This window comes from Anaerococcus sp. Marseille-Q7828, assembly GCF_949769285.1.
GTDB lineage: Bacteria > Bacillota > Clostridia > Tissierellales > Peptoniphilaceae > Anaerococcus.
The window spans coordinates 955,653-975,616 of sequence record NZ_OX458331.1 but is presented as its reverse complement, the minus strand read 5'-3'; the positions used below and the strand labels follow the sequence as shown (position 1 = coordinate 975,616).

Below are 19,964 nucleotides of genomic sequence, written 5' to 3'. Positions count from 1 at the left end.
AATTATTATACCATTATGAAATTACAAGTTTTCTTCAAAAACGGGTAAGATTCATGTATAATGGTAATAAGTAAAGAATTAATTTAAAAGAGGTAAAAATGTACGATTATTTGATTATTGGAAACGGTATTGCAGGCTTATCTGCAACAGAAGAAATTAGAAAAAAAGATTCTGAGGCTAGTATTCTAATAGTATCATCAGAAAAACCAAGCACATACTGGAGAACTAGACTATCTGATTTGATTTCAAAAGAATTCAACGAAGATGATATCTATGTGAAAAAACAACCTTGGTACAGCGAAAGACATATTGAAGAAAAACTTGAAACAGCAGTAGAAAAGCTAGATCTTGACAAGAACATTGCTCACCTATCAACAGGGGAAGAGATTGAGTATGGAAAAGTACTACTTGCAACAGGAGCAAGACCATTTATCCCACCAATAAAAAATGTTGAAAGCGAAGGAGTCTTTGCCATAAGAACTAAAGATGACCTTATGAACTTTAAGGCCTATGTAGAAGGCAAAGAAGAAGTCGTAGTTATCGGTGGTGGAATCTTAGGACTTGAAGCAGCTTACTCTGCCCTACTACTTGGCAAAGAAGTAACAGTTATAGAAAGCTTTGACTACCTACTATCTCGTCAACTAGATAAAGAATTGTCAGCAAAATTAGAAAAAGACCTAAATGAAATGGGCATCAAAACCTATACAGGTAAATTCACAGAAGAAATTCTAGTAGAAGATGGCAAGGTTAAAGGAATCAAACTTTCTGATGGCGAGGAAATCCCAGCAGATGCTATAATGATCCAAGCCGGAGTAAGATCAAACATAGATTTAGCCAAAGCATCAGGCCTTGAAGTAGACCGTGGCATAGTAGTTGATGACAACCTACAAAGCAAAAAAGAAAATGTATTTGCAGCAGGCGACTGTGCACAAATCGGAGATTTCACAATAGGCTTATGGACAAGCAGCCAAGAAATGGGAAGAATTGCTGGTCACAATATGACAGGATCTGATGAGCACTACCAAAAACCAAAGCCATTCTCAACACTAATGATTGGAGATACAAAAATCTTCTCAGCAGGAATGAGCTCTGGTGAAGGAATCGAAGAAATCAAAGCAGAAAAAGACGGAAACATCTACAAACTATTCAAAAAAGAAAACCAATACGTAGGAGGAATCCTATGGGGTGACATCAAATATCAAAATGATGTGAAAGATGTGGTATTCTTTGGTAAAGAACTAGAAGAAACTAAATTAGCTGAAATTTTTAAATAAAAAATATTTTTGCCAGGCAACAAGCCTGGTTTTTTGTTGATTATTTTTAGAAAATAATCGAAAATCTTTTTGTCATTATATAGACATTATTTTTTAGGACTAATCACAGTGTTGTAAAAAACAGCAAAAAATATTTTTTTATTGCAGAAGGAATAATTGTCTTTAATTTTGTTATATTTTGAGGCTGTACCGTTGCACCTCGGGGGATAGGAATTAGGGGTAATAAGCCCGTCCGGCTCACAGAGGACAGACCCCTTTTTCCTACGGAGACTCGCTTTTTGCAAAGCTCCTTCGTGCTACCGCACTGAGTTTCCGGATTAAACAGTCGAAATCAACGGCTGTTTAACTCCCCCAATCCCCTAAACCCATTTCTGCGAAAACTCGCTTCTTACGAAGCTCCTCCGTACTACCGCACCATGTGGATTGTCAACACCTATTTGTACAATCCAGCTGAAATTGATATCGCTTAAAGCGGTATAGGGATCTTCTTCATATACCTTGCCGAGATGTTTTGTTGGCAATATAACGTTATAAAACCTCCGTTGTTGTTATGCAAAATAGCTTATGATCGCAATAATCCACAAATGGGCAGGATAAAAAATATAAAAGAAATATTTTGTAAATTTGTTATTTTTGCCTCGTTCCCCATTGTAAAGATACATAAATGGAAGAACTGTAATAAATAACCAGTCCGAATTATATAACATCATATCCAAAGCAATCATTGGATCCTCATAATTGAATGTATCACTTATAGACAACGCTGCAAGAATTACTGCATATATAATATATATCAAATTTCGCTTTTTAGGTGATCCTCTAAACAAATATGTAATAAGCATAAATGGAATTACAATATTACCACCTTCGGCAAATATGAATCCTACAATAAATACACCAATTTCCAACAACACTTGAAGCACTCTTGTTAAGCTATTTTTTACGAACCGCTTTTTGGAATCCGCATTTATATTCAGAATCAATACACCCAGTGCCAGTGTCAAAAAGATATTATTATCAATATGAATATCTTTGCTTCTTAATAATACTTCCATCAAACTGTTTCCAGCAGCCATAAATACAGCCCAGCCAAACAATCTCAGATTGTATTGAATCTGACTCCTTGTATGCAGAAAACCTTCTACAGCATTAAATGCAAACCATACCCCCACGCAACGTGTTACTGCATGGAATATACCTACCAATAAAGGTGGCACCAGTCCTGGAATATGTGGCAAATGATCTAATACCATAAGCATTGCCATAAACAGCTTAATTTGAAATTCGTTAAATTGATATCGTTTATTATTTTGAACAGACATTGATATATTCTCCTTTCTCGTTCTGTAGTCAGTATAATAAAAAGCTTCTGTAAATGCAACCGAAAAATGGTCCACTTATGGTAAAGAAATACTTAATATCTTTTACTAGCTTTCCCCTAGGGGAAAGGCGCTTTTACATATATTTTTAAATATTTTTTGACCACTCTATACTATCTTCCATCCTATATGATTTTTCCCTAGACATATCCATGATATGGGCTCTATGAGCAAGTCTATCTACTATTGCTCCCGTTAGCATTGGATCTTTAAATACTTCTTCCCATCTTTCAAAGTTTAGGTTTGTGGTTAATATTATTGATCCCTTATCATTTCTTGATGAGAGGAGATTAAATAATATTTCGCATCCTGTTTTATCAAATGATACATATCCTAGCTCATCTAGTATTACTAAATCATATTTTTCAAATTTTCTTTTGTAATTAGTAATTTGATTTTTACTCATTGCCTCCTGTAATTCTATTACTAAGTTGGGAACTGATGTAAAGAGTAGATTCTTTCCAGCAATACATGCCTTAATACCTAAGGCAGTTGCATAGTGAGTCTTTCCACAACCAGGTGTTCCTATCATGATTATGTTTTCTTTGTTATCTATGAATTTTAGTGTTTCAAGATATTCAAATTTTTTGTTTAGTTCTAGAGAATATTTTGTTTTATCAAAGTCTTCTAAGAATTTCTTGTTGATAAATTTAGCATTTCTTATTCTTCTTGCTATCCCGTTGTTTTTTCTTCTTTCTACCTCTCTTTCTAAGAAAAGTTTTAAGAAGTCTTCGTTAGATAAGTTTAGATTTGATGATTCTTCTATTAAATCCTCATATGACTCTCTTAGATAAGAGAGCTTAAGTATGTTAGAAGCTTCTTTAATATTCATATTAGCCTCCAATAACAAGGCTATCATAGGAGGACACTATTTTTCTTGCCTTTATTTCTATGTCAGCTTCTTTTTTATCAGTTTTTACAATATCTAATACATCAAGTTCTTTCTTAGTGTTAGAATAGTTATTTAAGATATCAACTATTTGATCAATACCCTTATCTTTGTTAAGTTCTATTAATTCTATGAACTTCTTTGGGTTAGAGGTAAAGTATTTATCGAAGATGTTTTTTAAATCAGGCTGACTTTTTAAGGCGAGAGAATTACGAATTGCACCTGGTTTACGTGCTAATGATTTTAGGTAATGAGTGATGTCAATGCTATATTCATTAGCACCATCTTTTCTTTTATGAACGGCTAGAAGTTTATCATTTACATATATTTTAATTTCCCTAGCATAAGTTCTAACAAGAACAGTTCTTCCAACCATGTAATCTGGTAGTGAATACTTGTTTTTATCAACTTGTATTAAAGAATACTTATCTACCCTAGCAAAAGATACTTTTGATAGTTCATAAGTAGGTCTTAGGACTAGAAGGTGTTTCTTTTCCTCATTAATCTTAGAGTCCTTATTTAACTCCATAAGTTTAGAATTTAAGTACTCTTGTGCTTGATCAATTGAATCAAACTCATATTTTTCACAAAAAGCATCCTTTCTAATTATCCTAACACTTCCTTCAACATGACCTTTTTCGTTTCCTGAAAAACAATTGGTTACATTGATTGAAAAGCCATAGTAGTTGGCAAACTCTATTAGTCTTGGATTAAGTTCTTTTTCATTTTTACCTATGAACTTACTAACAACATTTCTCATATTATCATAGACTATTTCTCTATACATTCCTCCAATCATATTAAAAAATCTTACTTGTGAATCAAAGAATACATCTTGATTTTGACTTGTGTATAGATAAGCCCATCTAAAATTAGAAGCAGGGGAGCTCATAACTGCCATATTTAAACTAACAAGTTTGCCATCTATTACAAGCTTAAGTTCACCAAAGTCATATTCTAACATATCAGCAAAATCATATACTTGCTTAATGAAACATTCTTTAGAAGCTTCTCTTTTCTTTCTAACATAAACTGCTATTGAAGGATAAGATATATCAAAACCCCTATCACCCCCTCCGCCACTGCGTGGGGCAATGATTAGTAGAAGTTCGCTTCGCGAATTCTTTTTTTATAATATAAATTATATTCAATGCATAAATAACTCCGGCACACCTGTCATTCTTGAGGGAACGAATGTGACCGAAGGATCTCATAGACAACCATTACGCCAGGAGATTCTTCTCTCGCTAGCGCTCAATCAGAATGACAGGTATGTCAGTTACCTGCATAAATGTGGTGGAAAATTGCTTTGTTTTCAAATTGTAGAATTTCGTTAAGAAATCGCACTGTTTGAGCGTAGCGAGTTTGCGATTTTAGAAATTCAAGATTTAGAAAACACCAATTTTTGTAGTCTATAATGCGAATTCACCAAATTAAATCGCCAGAATTTGCACAGCAAATTCTTACTAATTCGCTCCACGCAGTGGCAGAGGGGTGAAATGGGTCGAGGGCCCGGGGAGATAAACAACCGTTGATTTCGGTTGTTTATCCCGAAAACTTAGTGCGAGAGCACGCAGAAGTTTCGACAGAAACGAGTTTTCGTGGGCAAAAGGGGCCTGTCCTCTATGAGCCGGACGGGCTAAACGCCCCTACCGCCCTGCGCCCCGGTGTCGAAGAATAAACCTAAAATTACAAACAAAATAAAAGACAATAATTCATTAGAACAAGAAAAATCTTTCTTTACAAAATTCTTTATAAAGATCTTTCGGTCGGCCTTAAAGGGCCTCCCTCGGTAGGCTCCGTTAGCCAAATCGCCCTGTATGTGGCGGGTGGCCTGCTTTTGGACTTCGCTACATTTGACCTTCCATCAATTTCGCAAAGGGTTCTTCGGATTCGCTTTCAGCTCATCTCGAAGATGGTAAATATAATTTGCCACCCTAGATGAAGGGACCGGGGATAGGTCAAGAAGGATGACAGTTACGTTAATATAATTAATAAAAAAAGATTCATATGAAAATCTATTTATTCAAAAAAGCACCCTTAAGGGTGCTAGTTTTTAAATATAAAATTTTTTACAAAAAATTTATTCTTCCTTAATTTAGCAAATAAGTTAAAGCCTCTGGCATTCTTTCTGCCCAGTCTCTTTCGTGGTGGGTTGCTCCTTTGGCGTAGACAAATTTGCTTTCGACTTTATCTTTCAATACTCCATAGGCCATCTTATTTAAGTCCACATATGACCTAGATAGGAGTGGGTCTTCTTGGTATTCATTATCTCCTACGTCTATATAGACTTTTTGCTTGTTTCTGCCATCGTAGGCATTTAACATTTGACCTGATTCTACTAGGTTGATGTTAAAGTGTGAGCTCATGGCTAGGACTCTATGAAATATCTTAGGGTACTTAGCTCCCATATATAGGCTCATAAGTCCTCCTAAGGAGGCTCCACCTATTAGCCTTACTATATCCTTCTTATCTTTTTCTATGTGTGGGATAAGCTCTTTTACTATGAATTCTCCAGTCTCAATGCCTAGAGGTTTATAAGTAAAGTCATCGTCAAAGTAGTCTGCTTCTGGGTCACCCTCAGTGTATGGAGTGTACTCATTTGTCCTATTTGAATCGTATGGAGCATATATACCAACGACATTTGCACTAATCTTAGCTTTGTCTAGGGCCTCTTTGAATTCAAATGTAGCATCCATATAGCATTCTTCTAGGTCAAATAGGTTTTGACCGTCAAAGAAGTAAATGTATATGTTGGATTCTGGATTTTCTAGAAAATTGTAAGTCACGTTTCTATTTAAAAATTTGGAATTTATTTCAAATTTGTCCATGGCTTCTCCTAGAGTTTCATTGAGTTTTGTCTACGACGTAATCTTGTTATTGTAGCTCTTTCGTCAATTTCTACCATTGTCATATCTATTAAAGTGTCTTTTGGGATGTCAACTTTTGCTACTGTCTTTGGAGTGATTAGCCCTATTGGCAATAAGTCTTCTTTCATTGATCTTGTGTGGCTAGTAAGTTTACCAAATACCTTTTCGCTTCCTATACCATCTAGTGTTTCGCCCTTTTTGATATCTCTTTTGGCGATAGTGACTGTATCTGCCACTTGACCTTGGATTGGTGCTATTGTAGGTTCATTTTCTACTACAGCATTATATATTGTAATTGGCGCTTCTAGACTTGTTAAGTGATATGGTCTGTACATTAAATAGTTTGGACCATCTCCAAAGCCTAAGAATTTCATCAAATCTCTGACATCTTCCTTATCACTTGTGACTATGATAAATACGCCTGGTGCCATTCCTTTGGAAAATTCTACTACCTTGTAATTATCTAGGACTCCACCGTCAGATTTTAATTTAAAGTCTTCTACTGCATTTTCTGGACTTGTCTCTATGCCGTGGCAGCCAAAGGTGTCTGGCAAGAATCCTAATGCATTGCATACGCTATTAAGCTCAATCATTGTATTTGTACCATCTATAAATGATGTGAGCATCTTTGGATTCAAACCTTTTTCTATAGCTTCTGCCCTTACCTGGTCAGGTGTCACATACTCATCAAGTCTATTATTTTTACCCTTTGCTGAAACTAATACATCTAGGCCCATGCCAAAGGCTTGGTCGCAAAGATCTATGATAGCTCCTGGCTCATCTCCAAGGATTCCAGTATAGACTACGCCAGCTTTTTTGGCCATATCGTGCAATACTGGTCCAACTGTTGCTTCACATTCTACATTAAAGGAAATCATGTGCTTGTGGTATTGGATAGTTTTTCTTGCTATAACAGCTCCAAATGATGGATTGCCTGTACAGTCAACTACAGCATTTATTTGCATAAGCTTGTAGGAAAGTCTGTAGTTTGTAGACACACAAACATAACCCTTTTCTAGGATTTCATAACCTTCGTTGTAATCATCAGTATAAATAATTTTATCTTCAGCAACTCCACTTCTAACAAGAGCATCTATGGCCTTTTGTGGGGTTCTGTCGATTACTAGTTTTACTTCCATGGCATCTATATTGGCTAGTTGGGAAATCAAAGATGTTCCCATCTTGCCTGCTCCCATTACAGCAAGCCTTATAGATTCGCCATTGTATTTCATTTCATTTAAATTTCTACTTATTTTAAACATTCAAACTCCTTAAAAACTTTGATGATACAAAAGCAGATGCAGCCGCCCACCATATGTTGTAGCCACCACAATCTCCAGCCACATCCAGGCACTCACCTATGAAAAATACATCCTTGTATTTTTCATGAGCCATAGTTTTGGGGTCTATATATCTTGTATCTATCCCACCTATGGTCACCTGGGCGTTTACCTTATCGTGGATTTTTGTCACATTAAATTTCAAGGATTTCAAAGATCTACAAAGCATTTCAAAATCCTTGGCATTTAAGTTCTTTGCTTTTTTATCAGGGCTAATTTTAGCCACTTTTAGGATATCATCAATTAGTTTCTCATTTATTATACCGATTAAAATCTCTTTTATGGTCCTAGCAGGGAATTTTTTTGCAAGATTCCTCACATAGCTAGTAAAATCTTCCCTAGCTAAGTCTGGGAAGAAGTCGATTTCTATTTGGCTTTTGGCCTTATTTTTTAGGCTTATGGATAATTCATTAGAAATATCTAGAATTGCCGTACCTGTAAGGCCATAATCTTGGAAAATAATATCGTCAATAGATGATTTGCTATACTTTCCATCGACTATCAAACTTGCTTTGCCACTAATCTTTGTGCCCTTGGCCTTTTTGGAAAATTTCTCCTTGGTCTCAAAATTTGTAATACCATAGGTCATAGGAGTGACCTTTACCTTATCTTTTATAAGGTCAAAAATCTTGCCATCAGACCCTGAGTTTTTCAAAGTTTTGCCACCTGTTGCTATTACTAGCTTGTCGTAAGGATATGACTTTTCCTTGGTTTTTACAATTTTTTTATCAAAATCAATATCCGTCACTTCTTGGTTAAAGATAAATTCTGCATTTTCACATGCCTTAAGAAATAGGCTATCCCTCACAGTCTTGCTTGACATAGTAAGAGGATAGCACCTACCAGATGGCAGGTGAGTAGTAGCTATGCCTATTTCATTAAAGTAGTCTATAAGCTTATTAGAATCAAAGGAATCTATAGCAAAATCCACAAAGTTTGGATTATCAGATTTAAAAAATTCCTTGTCTTGGTTAAGATTTGTAAAGTTACAACGACCATTGCCAGTTGCTAGAAGTTTTCTGCCCGCAAATTCATTTTTTTCAATAATTGTAACTTGACCCTCGTCCATAAATGATGCAAAAAACAGGGCAGAAACACCAGCTCCTATTACGAGAATTTTCATTGCTCTTTTATAGCCTCTAGAACAGTTTCATATTCGTTATAATAAGTTTTCTCATTGCCATGGTGTTTTAAGAATCTCTCCTCGCCCTTGCCAAGCATGACAATATAATCGCCCTCATTAGCTTGACTTATAGCCCACTTGATGGCTTCTTTACGATTTTCGATTCTCTCATATTCTCCGCCAAATTCTTCGATGCCCTTGATCAAATCATTGGTGATATTTTCAAAGGTATCGAATTTGTTATCATCTGTAGTTGCCACTACAAATACATCATTTTTGGCACAGATATTTCCAGTAAGCCTTCTAAATTCTTCATTCCTGTCGCCATTTACTCCAAAAACTGCATAGGTCCTCACATCTTGTGGTATTGATTTAAATAGTGAATCAAAGGCAACAGGTGTATGGGCAAAGTCTATGACAATATTCTTGCCCAAATCATTTTCTATATATTGGAATCTTGATGGAATTCCCTTAAATTTAACTAAGTTATCAGCAATTGTTCCTAGGTCATTTCCCATTTGACTTAGAACAGTAATGGCAGCTAGAGAATTGTAAAGTTCATAATCTGCTATGGTGTTTATGGTAAATTCTTGGTCTTTTACAAAAAATGTTGTTTTACCATCATTTTTCTTTATGTCATAGGCCACGTAATCAGCATCATCGCTTGTACCATAAGAAATCACATCAGCAAATCTTTCCTTTGCCTTTCTGCCATAGGGGTCGTCAAAGTTTGCAATTTTTACCTTAGCAACTTCAAAAAGTTTCATCTTTGCATCAAAGTATCCATCCATAGTCTTGTGGTAGTCCAAATGTTCTGTGGAAAGATTGGTGAATACTCCATAGTCAAAGTCTATGCCATTTAATCTATTTTGGGATAGGCCGTGGGAACTTGATTCTATGACTACCTTATCTATGCCTTGGTCTAAACTCTCGTTTAATACTTTGTTGATGAAAAATATATCTGGAGTTGTATTTGGTGTCTCGGTTCTTGCTCCATTTACAAAGGCTCCGTCAGTTCCAATATTTGTAGCCTTGCCATATATTTCCTTCATTAGAAAATATATCAAAGAAGAAGTTGTAGTTTTGCCATTTGTTCCTGTCACTCCCACCACTGTCATTTTCTTTGATGGATAGTCTTCTAGGATATTTGATATATCTGAAGTAGCTTTTCTACTATCAGCAACTTTTATATAATTAATCCCATCTACATAGTCTATATCTTCGCTATGGACTATGGTTTTTGCGCCCTTTGCTATGGCATCTTCTATATACTTATGGCCGTCTAAGACATTGCCCTTTATTGCTGCAAAGGTATCAATGCCATCCATATATTGGGAGTTATTGGTGATATCACTTATATCACTATCATTTTGTTTTTTGTAAGATATATATGCAATCCTTTTGATTAAATCATCAAATTTCAATGTATAATGTATCCTTTCTTATTTAAAAGATCGTGAATTTTCTTAACATGTTCTGTACCATTTGTTTCAAGTGTGATTTCAACATTTATATTCTTGTATCTGCTTGCTTCTCTTAGGCTGTCTTGGTCAATTGTAACAACATTTGCCTTTGTATAGGCAATATCTGAAAGAAGCTCTTGAAGTTTGCCTGGTATATTTGGTAGTTCGACGTTAATTCTTGTAATTCTACCTGTTTCAAATAGACCACGGTTGATAAGTTGAGAGATAAAGCTCATATCAATATTTCCACCGCTTATGATTGAAACAACGTTCTTGTTGTAGAAATTAACTTTCTGTAAGGCTGCAAGTGATAGGGCACCAGATGGTTCTGCTACTAGTTTGTGGCGTTCCATTAGATTGATAAAGGCCATCAAAACCTCCTCATCTGTTACAGTTATCCAGTCGTCAACATAGTCCTTACAAATCTCGTAAGTATATTTACCAACTTCTGCAACTGCTGTACCATCAGCTATAGTGTCTACTCCCTTTACTTTTACAACTTTGCCTTCTTTAACTGCTTCTTTCATAGAAGCGGCTGATACTGGCTCAACACCAATAACTTTGATAAGTGGGCTAATTTGCTTGATGCATTTAGCAACTCCAGCTATAAGTCCACCACCACCTACAGGGACAATTACATAGTCCACATATTCTAGGTCTTCTAAGATTTCAAGGCTTATGGTTCCTTGGCCTTCTATGACATCTAGGTCATCAAAAGGTGGGATAAAAGTAAGTCCTTCTTTTTCTGCACGTTCTAGGGCGTGGTCCTTGCAGGCATCAAAGTTTTCACCAAATAGGTCTACCTTTGCTCCATATTTCAAAGTTCCATCGACCTTGATCATTGGGGTTTGTTCTGGCATACAGATTGTCGCATCTATGCCAAGGTCATTTGCAGAAAAAGCTACACCTTGGGCGTGGTTACCAGCAGAAGCTGTAATAATACCCTTTGCTTTTTCTTCTTCGCTCAATTTACATATCTTATTATAGGCTCCTCTAATCTTAAAGGAACCAGTTTTTTGTAAATTTTCTGGTTTTATGTATACGTTATTATTAGATATTCCTGAAAAATAATCTGAATAGAACAAATGGGTTCTATTTGTAACCTTGTCTACTCTTTCTTTTGCGCTATTAAAATCAAACATAATATCCTCCTATATCTATTATTATAACATTTAATTTATTTAAATCTTGTAAAATATCTGATACAATTAACCAATGAGGTATAAATTAATGAAAATATTTTTAAGTTTGCTTATTTGCCTTAGCCTATCATCTTGTGATAAGGCAAGTGATTTCATGTATAACAATTTTTCTTTACAAAAAAATATAGATATGGCCGAAGAAAATCATAGGAAAAATATTGAAGGTGATTTTAAAATAGATGGCTATTCATACACATTCCCAAGCCTAGTAGATAGCTTTGCACAAAACGGCTTCACATATAAGATAAAAAAAGAGGGCCAGGATTTTACAGATGATATCCAAAATCTTGACGTGGGTGAAGTTTGTGATATTTACTTTAGCAAAGATCAAGCAAGCTTTTTTGGACAAGTTACAAATAATACTGGAGCAAACTCTGATATAGGAGAATTATCCTTATCATATATCAAACTTACAAAAGATGGTCTTGGAAGTATGGATTTTTCCCTAGATGATATTAAAATGGCTGATAACATAAGCCAAATTAAGGAGAAACTTGCTGATAAAGAGATCATATATTTAAACCATGACCAGTATTATATGTATCTAAATGGCCAATATGTGGTGATTTTTACTATGAAAGATGATAAACTAATACAAATTGAAATTATACCTAATGAAAGGTTAGCAGATTATGAGAAAAACTAAATTAGAAAAAATATATAGGGTCTTGCCCCTCATATCACTGATTATCCTAATTATTTGCTTTATATTTAGATATTCATACATCAATTTTTTAGGATATGATAGGCCACTTAAATTAGCTGTGTTATTTTGCACTAGCCTTGGACTAGTAGGGACTCTGCTTGCTATTGTCGATGGAGTAAATAAAGATTATAAGGGAAAAGTAGTTTTGTTTTTGCTTATAAACCTTATATTTATCTTTACCTTTCCCCTACTTCACGCTGCCGAAGTCTTTTTAAAACCAGTGGAAAACCCTTATACAAAACTTACACCAGAGACTAGCTACACTACCAAAAGAAGAGATGACGCTTCCTTTATCCTAGAAGGCGAACTTTACCAATGGCCACTAACTATAGATGACTTCATAGAAAATGGCTACGAGTATAGGGATCTTGGAGATAATAGAGTTTCTCTAAGCAAGCTAGGCAAATCAAATGAGCTTAAACCAACTTGGTTTACTGATGGGGACAGTGATTCTATAGCAAAAACAGAAGCCTACGCTATAGAACTTGGCCTAGATGAAAACAAAAAGAACGTAAATTCCTTCCAAATCCAAGCTATGGATAATAACTGGGATTTTGAAATAATGGGCCACACCCTCCTAGATAGCATTTATAATGTTAAAGGGGAATTTAAAGATAAACTTATAGAAGATCCAAATAATAAGAGTAAAATCATGAAGCACTATTATCTACAAAGCTCAGATGGCTATACAATCATCTTTGGTGGCCTAAATGGCAAAATACAAAATGTTGAAATAAGTAAGCCATAAGGGTGAGATTTTAATATCTATTTATCTCTATAATCTTCAAGTAAGAAATATATTAACTTGACTTTAAGATTTAGCTTCGACTTCGGGGGATAGGAATTAGGGGTAACGGAGACCCCTTTTTCCTTTGTACCAGCCCCCAAAAGTTGCACCAAAAACTGCAACGGAGGAAAAATGACAAGCTACGATTATCAACTAAAAATAAAAGCAGTAGAAGAGTACATAAACTCAGCAAAAACCCTAAAACAATTAGCAAATAAATATGGAGTAAAAGATCCCAAAACCATAAAAGAATGGGTAGACAAATACAATAAATTTGGAGAAGATGGACTAAAAGAACAAAAAACAACAACAAACTATCCTACAGAAATAAAGAAAAAGGTGATACAATTAAAACTAACAACAAACTTAACAAACAGGGAAATAGCCAACATATATGGGATAAGAGACTCATCAACAGTAAAAGAGTGGTATAGCAAATACAAAAAAGGAGAAGTATTTGAATATATCCCTGATCTAAAAATAGAAAGAGAAAATTGTATCATGGAAAATAAAAAGCCAGAAGAACTAACACTAGAAGAAATAAAACAGCTCCAAGAAGACCTACAAAAAGCTCAATTTGAACTAGACTATTAAAAAACGTTGAGGAGTCTGTTACTAGAAGAAGAGGAAACAAAGAACTCAAAAGATATGAAAAAACAAGACTAGACTGTCAAATAGTAACAAGACTCCGAATCAAATATCCATTAAACTTTATGTTAAAAGAACTAACAATAAGCAAATCTACCTACATGTATTGGCAAAGAAAAGAAAAAGAAGAAGACAAAGATAAAGAAATAAAAAGCGAAATCAAAAAAATAGCCAAAGAAAACCCATGCTATGGCTACAGAAGAATAACAGCCAAACTCCATCAAAAAGGCATAAAAGTAAACCACAAAAAAGTACTAAAAATAACCAAAGAAGAAAACTTACAAGTAAAAAACTACTCAAAACGAACAAGCAAATACAGATCATACAAAGGAGTAGTAGGCAAAACATCAGAAAACATAATAAACAGAAACTTCAAATCAGAAGCCCCATACACAAAAATAACAACAGACACAACAGAAATGAAATACTACACAAAAGGTAAAAACAACAAACTGCAAACACAAAAGTTGTACCTAATGCCATACCTAGACATGTATAGTCTAGAAATAATAAGCTACTCAATAAGCAAAGTACCAAACTATGTGGCAGTAGACAAATCATTACAAGGCGCCTTAAAAGCAACATCAGGCACATCAGGAAAAATATTTCATTCAGACCAAGGCTGGATGTACCAACAAGAAGCCTACACGAAAGCATTAGAAGACAATCAAATACAACAAAGCATGTCAAGAAAAGGGAATTGTCTAGACAATTCCATAATGGAGAACTTCTTCTCAATACTAAAAAGAGAAATATACATAGGCAAAACCTACTACAGCTATGAACAACTAGAAAAAGCAATAGAAGAATATATACAATACTACAACAACGAGAGAATAAAAGAAAGGCTGGGCTACTGTAGCCCAGTCCAATACAGGAACAAATACTTCGAAAGTATACAATAGGAAAACAAAAGTAGGTACAACTTTTGGGGTGCAGTACACTTTCCCCCAACCCCCCAAAACCTTCTACACCCCCACCGCCACTGCGTGGTGCGCAGAGCAGTAGAAGTTCTCTTCGAGAATTCTTTTATTTTAGTTAATGTCACTACTTACTGCACCATTAAATATAAGTGTTTTTATGCTTAGTAGTGGAAAAAATTGGTGTTTTTAGATCTCATAATTTCGTTTAGAAAATCGCACTGTTTGAGCGTAGCGAGTTTGCGATTTTTAGAAATTTGAGATTGATAAAACCCAATTTTTGATGTAGATATAATACTCCGCCCCACGCGAGTGGTCGTTTAAGGGGGCGGCAGAATGAGGGTTTTAGGGGGAAACCGGCGGGGACAATCGAAGGTCCCCTGGGTTTTCCCCTAAGGGATAGGAGTTACAGTAGATAATATTGGTATTTATAAGAGATTTATATAACTATAGTTAATAAGTGTTTAGATCATACTGTAGATATCGGGAAGGGCATAAGGGGCCTGTCCTCCATGAGCCGGACGGGCTAATCGTCTCTACCGCCCTGCACCCTGGTGTCGAAGTTATACTTTAAAGCAATAATAAAACTAAGATATTAAAACTCAAAAAAGATTTTGTTTATTTTCTAAAAATAAAAGTATCTTTTTCATATTTCATTATAGTTTAGCTTATATCGTTGAACCTTGTGGGATAGAAATTATGGGTAGTTTATAGCTATTAGGATAAGAAGTATACTTATCTAATTCTTTTTTGATTATTAAACTTACATACTCGATAAATGATATCAAAAGACTATCATCTTATCGAGGTCCTTTTTGGACCTACCTAACGAAGGATCTCTTGAAAATACATTCTATTTCCTTAAATTTTTCCACCAAAAAAGAGGGCCTTAACCCTCTTCTTTTTAAGCTAATTTTGCTTCTATAGCTGCTTTGTCAAAGCCTACTATATCTTCTCCATCAATGCTGATTACTGGAACACCTCTGTAACCTTTTGATACAAGGTATTCTACTGCATCTGGATTTTCGTCTATGTTCATTTCTGTAAATTCTATATTATTTTCATTGAAATATTGTTTTGCTGCTTTACAGAAAACACATGTATTTGATGTATAAACTTTTATATCTGCCATTATTATCTCCTTATTTTATTCTTACTTACTTATTTATACCCAACATTTTCTAATTCATTGGCCAAATTTATATAATCATCTACGGATAAGTTTTCTGCCCTAAGATTTTCCTTTAAATCTAGATTTGCAAAAACTAGTCTTAGGTCATCTTTGCTGGCTACATCAGAAAGTGAATTTAGTATAGTTTTTCTTCTCTTGTTAAAACCAGCTCTTACTAGTTTAAAGAGCAATTTCTGATTAACTTTGTCATCATAAAGCCTAAGCCTTAGATTTAATATGGTAGAATCTATCTTTGGTTGGGGCATAAATACTGATTTTGGTAGGTTTACCAAGAATTTTGCCTCTGAATAAAATTTTACAAAGACCGATAATGAACTATACTCCTTATCATTTTCATCTGCAAGCATCCTTTGGCCAACTTCTTTTTGGACCATGATGGTCATGTCGGTGCATGGTAGATTTGATGTGATGAGCATTTCTATGATTGGGGTTGTAATGTAGTAAGGAAGATTTGAAACTACTTTGAAGTTTTCCCCATTAAATTCCTTTTCAACCAAGTTTTTTAGGTCAACTTTTAGGATATCTTCATTTATTACAAGGGTATTGGCAAATTCTTCTAGGTTTTGATCTAGGATTGGGATAAGGTTTTGGTCAATCTCAATTGCGACAACTTTCTTGGCGACTTTTGCCATCTCATAGGTTATAGTTCCAATACCAGGACCGATTTCTAGGACATTTTGATTTTCTATTTCAGCTGCATCGACTATCTTATCAACGAAGTTCTTGTCTATGAGAAAGTTTTGGCCTAGAGATTTCTTGAATTTAAAATCATAGAAATCAATTATTTCTTTTACAACCTTTGGTGAATATAATTTTTTCATAGCTGTTCTACCGCCCTTTCAAATTCCTCACGACTTATGGCAAAGGAATTTAATTTGCTTAATAGTTGCTTGGAATTGTAATATCCTATGCCAAGTATATCTCCAAGTTTTTCACGTTTTGCTGCTGAGCCAGGTCCAATCGATAGGCCGTTATTTACCAAGTCAGCCATCACGAATTCACTTCTTTTTTCCACTATCTCTGCCTTAGCATTCTTGAGGGCCTCGATTATTATCTCAGGGTCTGCATTTTCAACGCCCAGGTCATTTTTCTTGATGGCATGTTTCCTATCAATATAGGCATGCTTTGCATTTGGAATGTGGCGAGCAATCTTATCACGGATTTTTTTGCCAGCATGGTCGGGATCTGTAAGAATTATGATGCCTGTACGCTCATCTATTTTTTTAAGTCTTTCTATGAGATCTTTGCCAAAGGCAAGGCCGTTAGTTGCAATAATTTCACAATCGATAGCTCTTTTTACATTGGCTATATCATCTTTTCCTTCAACTACAATAGTTTCTTTTATCATAAATTAAAAAACTCCACGGTATTCTTGTAAGTTCTTTTGGCAAGCTTATCCATCTTCATATCTCGAAGTTCTGCTATCTTTCTAGCTACCTCTACCACACGTCTTGGGTCATTTCTAAGTCCCCTATATGGCTCTGGTGTAAGGTAAGGGCTATCAGTCTCAAGCATAAGCCTTTCTATAGGAACATTTCTAGCTGCCACATGCTCATTTGTACCATTAGCAAAGGTCACAACTCCGCCTATGGAAATATAAAAACCCATGTCCATATAGGTATTTAGAGTCTTTAGGTCATCGGAAAAACAATGGATTTGGATTTTAAGGTCTGTGTAGTCTTTTAAAATTTCAATCACATCATCTTTAGAATCCCTTACATGGGTTACAGCTGGCAAGTCAAGCTTTCTTGCAAGTCGTAATTGGTGGATAAATATTTCTTTTTGCCTATCCTTGTTGTCATCTTTCCAATAATAATCAAGACCAATCTCGCCTATGGCAACGACTTTGTCATTTTTTGCCAAAATTTCTAATTCTTCTAAGTCTTTATCTTTTATCTGGTCCACTTCTTCTGGATGAATGCCTACCATAGGGTAGAAATTGTCAAACTTCTCCCCTAGGGCTATGGTTTTTTTTGAATCTTCGATATTGGTTGCTGGATTTATTATCCCCTTAATAGCAAAATTAGACAGGTCATTTATTATAAATAACCTGTCATCATCAAAAGCCTCATCTGTCAAGTGACAGTGACAATCAATTAATCTCATTAAGAAACCTTGCTTCCTGGCTTCATATCTTTTAGGGTTGTAAGTGTTGCAAGGTCTTCGCCAAATTCAGCTGATAAAATCATGCCTTGACTTTCTATACCACGCATTTTTCTTGGGGCTAGGTTTTTAACCACGATTACATTTTTGCCTTCCAATTCTTCTGGCTTGTACCATTTTTTGATACCAGAAATGATGGTTCTTGGAGTTTCTTCCCCAATATCTACTGTAAATACTAAAAGCTTGTCAGCATCTGGATGGTCTTTGCATTCTAGGACTTTTCCTACAACTAGTTCTACTTTTGCAAAGTCTTCATAGGCAATTTCTGAAAGTTCATCTTCTTCTTTATCGTCAGAATCTGTGCTTTTACCTAGTCTTTCTTCGATCAATTCATTGTTGCGACCGTGTAGTTTTACTAGTTCTTCGTCTATATCAAGTCTATCAAATAGGTTTTTGCCCTTTGTTACTTTGGCACCTTCTTCAAGTAGGCCAAATTCACTCGCTGATTCAAAGCCTTTGTTATCTGTGCCTAGTTTTTCCAAGATTTCTTTTGTAGTGTTTTTCATCACTGGTTCTATTAGTTGGGCAACTATTCTAAGTGATTCAGCTAGGTTATATAGGACTGTATTTAATCTTTCTTTGTTGGCTTCATCACGACCTAGTATCCATGGTTCTGTCTCATCTACATACTTGTTGGCACGTCTGATAAATGTCCACACGCTTTGTAGGGCCTCATTAAAGTCAAAGGCATCCATTTGTTTGGTGTATGCTTCATAGGTCTTACCTGCCAAGTCTTTTAATTCATCATCAAAGTGGTCTGACACACTACCCTTTGCTACAAGTCCACCGTTATATTTATCAATCATTGATGTAGTTCTAGAAAGTAGGTTGCCTAGGTCATTTACTAGGTCAGAGTTGTATCTTTCCATAAATTTCCTGCTTGAGAAGTTACCATCAGATCCAAAGTTAAACTCACGTAGGACGAAGTATTTAAGAGCATCCACACCATAAAGTTCAACTAGTGGTTCTGGATACATGATATTTCCCTTGGACTTACTCATCTTGTCATTGTCGAAAAGAATCCATCCATGAGCAAAAACTTTCTCTGGTAGTGGCAAATCTAGGGCCATCAAGAGTGCTGGCCAAATTATTGTATGGAAACGAACTATATCTTTACCAATCAAGTGAACACTTGCTGGCCAATATTTTTCAAATTTTTGTGGGTCATCCCCATAGCCGATTGCAGATAAGTAGCAAGATAGAGCATCTATCCATACATAAACTACGTGCTCATTGTCAAAAGGAACATCTACTCCCCAGTCAAAGGAATTACGGGTCACAGATAGGTCAGATAGGCCCTTGTCTATGAAGTTATTTAGCATTTCCTTTTGTCTAAAGGCAGGCTCTAAGAATTCCGGATGCTCTTTAAATAATTCTTTTAGCCTATCTTCGTATTTGGATAGTCTAAAGAAATATGATTCTTCTTCTTGGTATTCCACATCGCGACCACAGTCTGGGCACTTGCCATCTACAAGCTGGGCTTCAGTCCAAAATGTTTCGCATGGTGTACAATAGTATCCCTTGTACTCGCCCTTGTAGATATCACCTTGGTCATAAAGTTTGGTGAAAATATTTTTAACATCTTCTTCGTGTTGGTCTTCTGTAGAACGAATAAAAGTATCGTATTCAATCTCTAGTTTTTCCCACAAAATTTTTGTTTCTTCAGCAATTAAATCAACAAATTTTTGTGGACTTGTGCCATGGTCTATGGCTGAGCGCATGATTTTTTGACCGTGTTCGTCAGTACCTGTAACAAGGTAGGTATCGTATCCATTTAATGTTTTGTATCTTTTTAAAACGTCAGCAATAATTGATGTATAAGTATTTCCAATATGTAGATTACTATTAGGATAGTATATTGGAGTTGTTATATAATATGGTTTTTTTTCTGTCATTTCCTATCCTTTCTTAAACTAAACGAAATTATATAGATATATCATACTTCAAAACTTATTATCTACCCAACTATTGTGGTCTTTTAATTATGATATTTTTACAAGCCTTTTAT

General features: G+C 35.2%; 17 protein-coding genes and 1 pseudogene. 5 read left to right on the top strand and 13 right to left on the bottom strand.

Annotation, left to right across the window (positions count from 1 at the left end; translation table 11 throughout):
* Nucleotides 1-98 precede the first annotated feature (98 nt).
* Nucleotides 99-1,274 (top strand): FAD-dependent oxidoreductase, encoded by a 1,176-nt coding sequence (locus tag QNH69_RS04730; RefSeq protein WP_282929427.1) that lies wholly within the window; start codon nt 99-101, stop codon nt 1,272-1,274.
* 548 nt (nt 1,275-1,822) lie between these two features.
* Here QNH69_RS04730 and QNH69_RS04725 read toward each other — a convergent pair.
* From QNH69_RS04725 to ilvA, 8 genes are all read right to left on the bottom strand, one after another.
* The gene (locus QNH69_RS04725) at nt 1,823-2,596 is read right to left on the bottom strand and encodes a TraX family protein (RefSeq protein WP_282929426.1); all 774 of its coding nucleotides are present in this window, start codon (nt 2,594-2,596) and stop codon (nt 1,823-1,825) included.
* 145 nt (nt 2,597-2,741) lie between these two features.
* On the bottom strand, nt 2,742-3,485 hold the full coding sequence (istB, locus tag QNH69_RS04720; RefSeq protein WP_282929425.1) for an IS21-like element helper ATPase IstB: 744 nt from the start codon (nt 3,483-3,485) through the stop codon (nt 2,742-2,744).
* A 1-nt stretch (nt 3,486) separates the two neighbouring features.
* Complete coding sequence (locus QNH69_RS04715; protein WP_282929424.1) at nt 3,487-4,506, bottom strand: hypothetical protein; 1,020 nt, start codon at nt 4,504-4,506, stop codon at nt 3,487-3,489.
* A 1,129-nt stretch (nt 4,507-5,635) separates the two neighbouring features.
* Complete coding sequence (locus QNH69_RS04710; protein WP_282929423.1) at nt 5,636-6,373, bottom strand: alpha/beta hydrolase-fold protein; 738 nt, start codon at nt 6,371-6,373, stop codon at nt 5,636-5,638.
* Nucleotides 6,374-6,381: 8 nt separating this feature from the next.
* Nucleotides 6,382-7,674: an NAD(P)-dependent oxidoreductase gene (locus tag QNH69_RS04705; protein WP_282929422.1), complete on the bottom strand. Its 1,293-nt coding sequence runs from the start codon at nt 7,672-7,674 to the stop codon at nt 6,382-6,384.
* Nucleotides 7,667-8,875, bottom strand: a complete 1,209-nt coding sequence (locus QNH69_RS04700) for an aminoacetone oxidase family FAD-binding enzyme (protein ID WP_282929421.1) — start codon at nt 8,873-8,875, stop codon at nt 7,667-7,669. The genes QNH69_RS04705 and QNH69_RS04700 overlap by 8 nt, the downstream gene beginning before the upstream one ends.
* Nucleotides 8,872-10,299, bottom strand: a complete 1,428-nt coding sequence (locus QNH69_RS04695; protein ID WP_282929420.1) for a UDP-N-acetylmuramoyl-L-alanyl-D-glutamate--2,6-diaminopimelate ligase — start codon at nt 10,297-10,299, stop codon at nt 8,872-8,874. Before QNH69_RS04695 ends, QNH69_RS04700 begins: the two co-directional genes overlap by 4 nt.
* Entirely contained in the window at nt 10,296-11,480 is a 1,185-nt protein-coding gene (gene ilvA, locus QNH69_RS04690) for a threonine ammonia-lyase (RefSeq protein ID WP_282929419.1), read from the bottom strand. Before ilvA ends, QNH69_RS04695 begins: the two co-directional genes overlap by 4 nt.
* 88 nt (nt 11,481-11,568) lie before the next feature.
* Between ilvA and QNH69_RS04685 the strand changes: the two genes are divergently transcribed.
* The 4 genes and pseudogenes from QNH69_RS04685 to QNH69_RS04670 form a co-directional block, all read left to right on the top strand.
* Nucleotides 11,569-12,186, top strand: coding sequence for a hypothetical protein (locus QNH69_RS04685; protein WP_282929418.1), 618 nt, complete (start codon nt 11,569-11,571; stop codon nt 12,184-12,186).
* Entirely contained in the window at nt 12,173-12,994 is an 822-nt protein-coding gene (locus QNH69_RS04680) for a hypothetical protein (protein WP_282929417.1), read from the top strand. Before QNH69_RS04685 ends, QNH69_RS04680 begins: the two co-directional genes overlap by 14 nt.
* A 171-nt stretch (nt 12,995-13,165) precedes the next feature.
* On the top strand, nt 13,166-13,627 hold the full coding sequence (locus QNH69_RS04675) for a transposase (protein ID WP_282929416.1): 462 nt from the start codon (nt 13,166-13,168) through the stop codon (nt 13,625-13,627).
* 53 nt (nt 13,628-13,680) lie between these two features.
* Nucleotides 13,681-14,586 (top strand): annotated as a pseudogene (locus QNH69_RS04670) (IS3 family transposase); the annotation flags it as partial.
* Between the two features lie 919 nt (nt 14,587-15,505).
* On the opposite strand, the gene QNH69_RS04665 reads toward QNH69_RS04670, so the two are convergent.
* From QNH69_RS04665 to metG, 5 genes are read right to left on the bottom strand one after another with little or no spacing between them, the layout of a single operon-like run.
* Nucleotides 15,506-15,733 (bottom strand): glutaredoxin family protein, encoded by a 228-nt coding sequence (locus QNH69_RS04665; RefSeq protein ID WP_282929415.1) that lies wholly within the window; start codon nt 15,731-15,733, stop codon nt 15,506-15,508.
* Between the two features lie 29 nt (nt 15,734-15,762).
* Complete coding sequence (gene rsmA / locus QNH69_RS04660; RefSeq protein ID WP_282929414.1) at nt 15,763-16,614, bottom strand: 16S rRNA (adenine(1518)-N(6)/adenine(1519)-N(6))-dimethyltransferase RsmA; 852 nt, start codon at nt 16,612-16,614, stop codon at nt 15,763-15,765.
* Nucleotides 16,611-17,141 carry a ribonuclease M5 gene (rnmV, locus tag QNH69_RS04655; RefSeq protein WP_282929413.1) on the bottom strand — a complete coding sequence of 177 codons (531 nt, stop codon included), beginning with the start codon at nt 17,139-17,141 and terminating at the stop codon, nt 16,611-16,613. The genes rsmA and rnmV overlap by 4 nt, the downstream gene beginning before the upstream one ends.
* On the bottom strand, nt 17,138-17,899 hold the full coding sequence (locus QNH69_RS04650; protein WP_282929412.1) for a TatD family hydrolase: 762 nt from the start codon (nt 17,897-17,899) through the stop codon (nt 17,138-17,140). The genes rnmV and QNH69_RS04650 overlap by 4 nt, the downstream gene beginning before the upstream one ends.
* Entirely contained in the window at nt 17,899-19,851 is a 1,953-nt protein-coding gene (gene metG, locus QNH69_RS04645) for a methionine--tRNA ligase (protein ID WP_282929411.1), read from the bottom strand. The genes QNH69_RS04650 and metG overlap by 1 nt, the downstream gene beginning before the upstream one ends.
* Nucleotides 19,852-19,964: the final 113 nt, after the last annotated feature.

Coding starts and splice junctions, on each gene's coding strand:
- QNH69_RS04730 (WP_282929427.1), top strand. CDS start 99: ATGTACGATTATTTGATTATTGGAAACGGTATTGCAGGCTTATCTGCA.
- QNH69_RS04725 (WP_282929426.1), bottom strand. CDS start 2,596: ATGTCTGTTCAAAATAATAAACGATATCAATTTAACGAATTTCAAATT.
- istB (WP_282929425.1), bottom strand. CDS start 3,485: ATGAATATTAAAGAAGCTTCTAACATACTTAAGCTCTCTTATCTAAGA.
- QNH69_RS04715 (WP_282929424.1), bottom strand. CDS start 4,506: ATGTTAGAATATGACTTTGGTGAACTTAAGCTTGTAATAGATGGCAAA.
- QNH69_RS04710 (WP_282929423.1), bottom strand. CDS start 6,373: ATGGACAAATTTGAAATAAATTCCAAATTTTTAAATAGAAACGTGACT.
- QNH69_RS04705 (WP_282929422.1), bottom strand. CDS start 7,674: ATGTTTAAAATAAGTAGAAATTTAAATGAAATGAAATACAATGGCGAA.
- QNH69_RS04700 (WP_282929421.1), bottom strand. CDS start 8,875: ATGAAAATTCTCGTAATAGGAGCTGGTGTTTCTGCCCTGTTTTTTGCA.
- ilvA (WP_282929419.1), bottom strand. CDS start 11,480: ATGTTTGATTTTAATAGCGCAAAAGAAAGAGTAGACAAGGTTACAAAT.
- QNH69_RS04685 (WP_282929418.1), top strand. CDS start 11,569: ATGAAAATATTTTTAAGTTTGCTTATTTGCCTTAGCCTATCATCTTGT.
- QNH69_RS04680 (WP_282929417.1), top strand. CDS start 12,173: ATGAGAAAAACTAAATTAGAAAAAATATATAGGGTCTTGCCCCTCATA.
- QNH69_RS04675 (WP_282929416.1), top strand. CDS start 13,166: ATGACAAGCTACGATTATCAACTAAAAATAAAAGCAGTAGAAGAGTAC.
- QNH69_RS04665 (WP_282929415.1), bottom strand. CDS start 15,733: ATGGCAGATATAAAAGTTTATACATCAAATACATGTGTTTTCTGTAAA.
- rsmA (WP_282929414.1), bottom strand. CDS start 16,614: ATGAAAAAATTATATTCACCAAAGGTTGTAAAAGAAATAATTGATTTC.
- rnmV (WP_282929413.1), bottom strand. CDS start 17,141: ATGATAAAAGAAACTATTGTAGTTGAAGGAAAAGATGATATAGCCAAT.
- QNH69_RS04650 (WP_282929412.1), bottom strand. CDS start 17,899: ATGAGATTAATTGATTGTCACTGTCACTTGACAGATGAGGCTTTTGAT.
- metG (WP_282929411.1), bottom strand. CDS start 19,851: ATGACAGAAAAAAAACCATATTATATAACAACTCCAATATACTATCCT.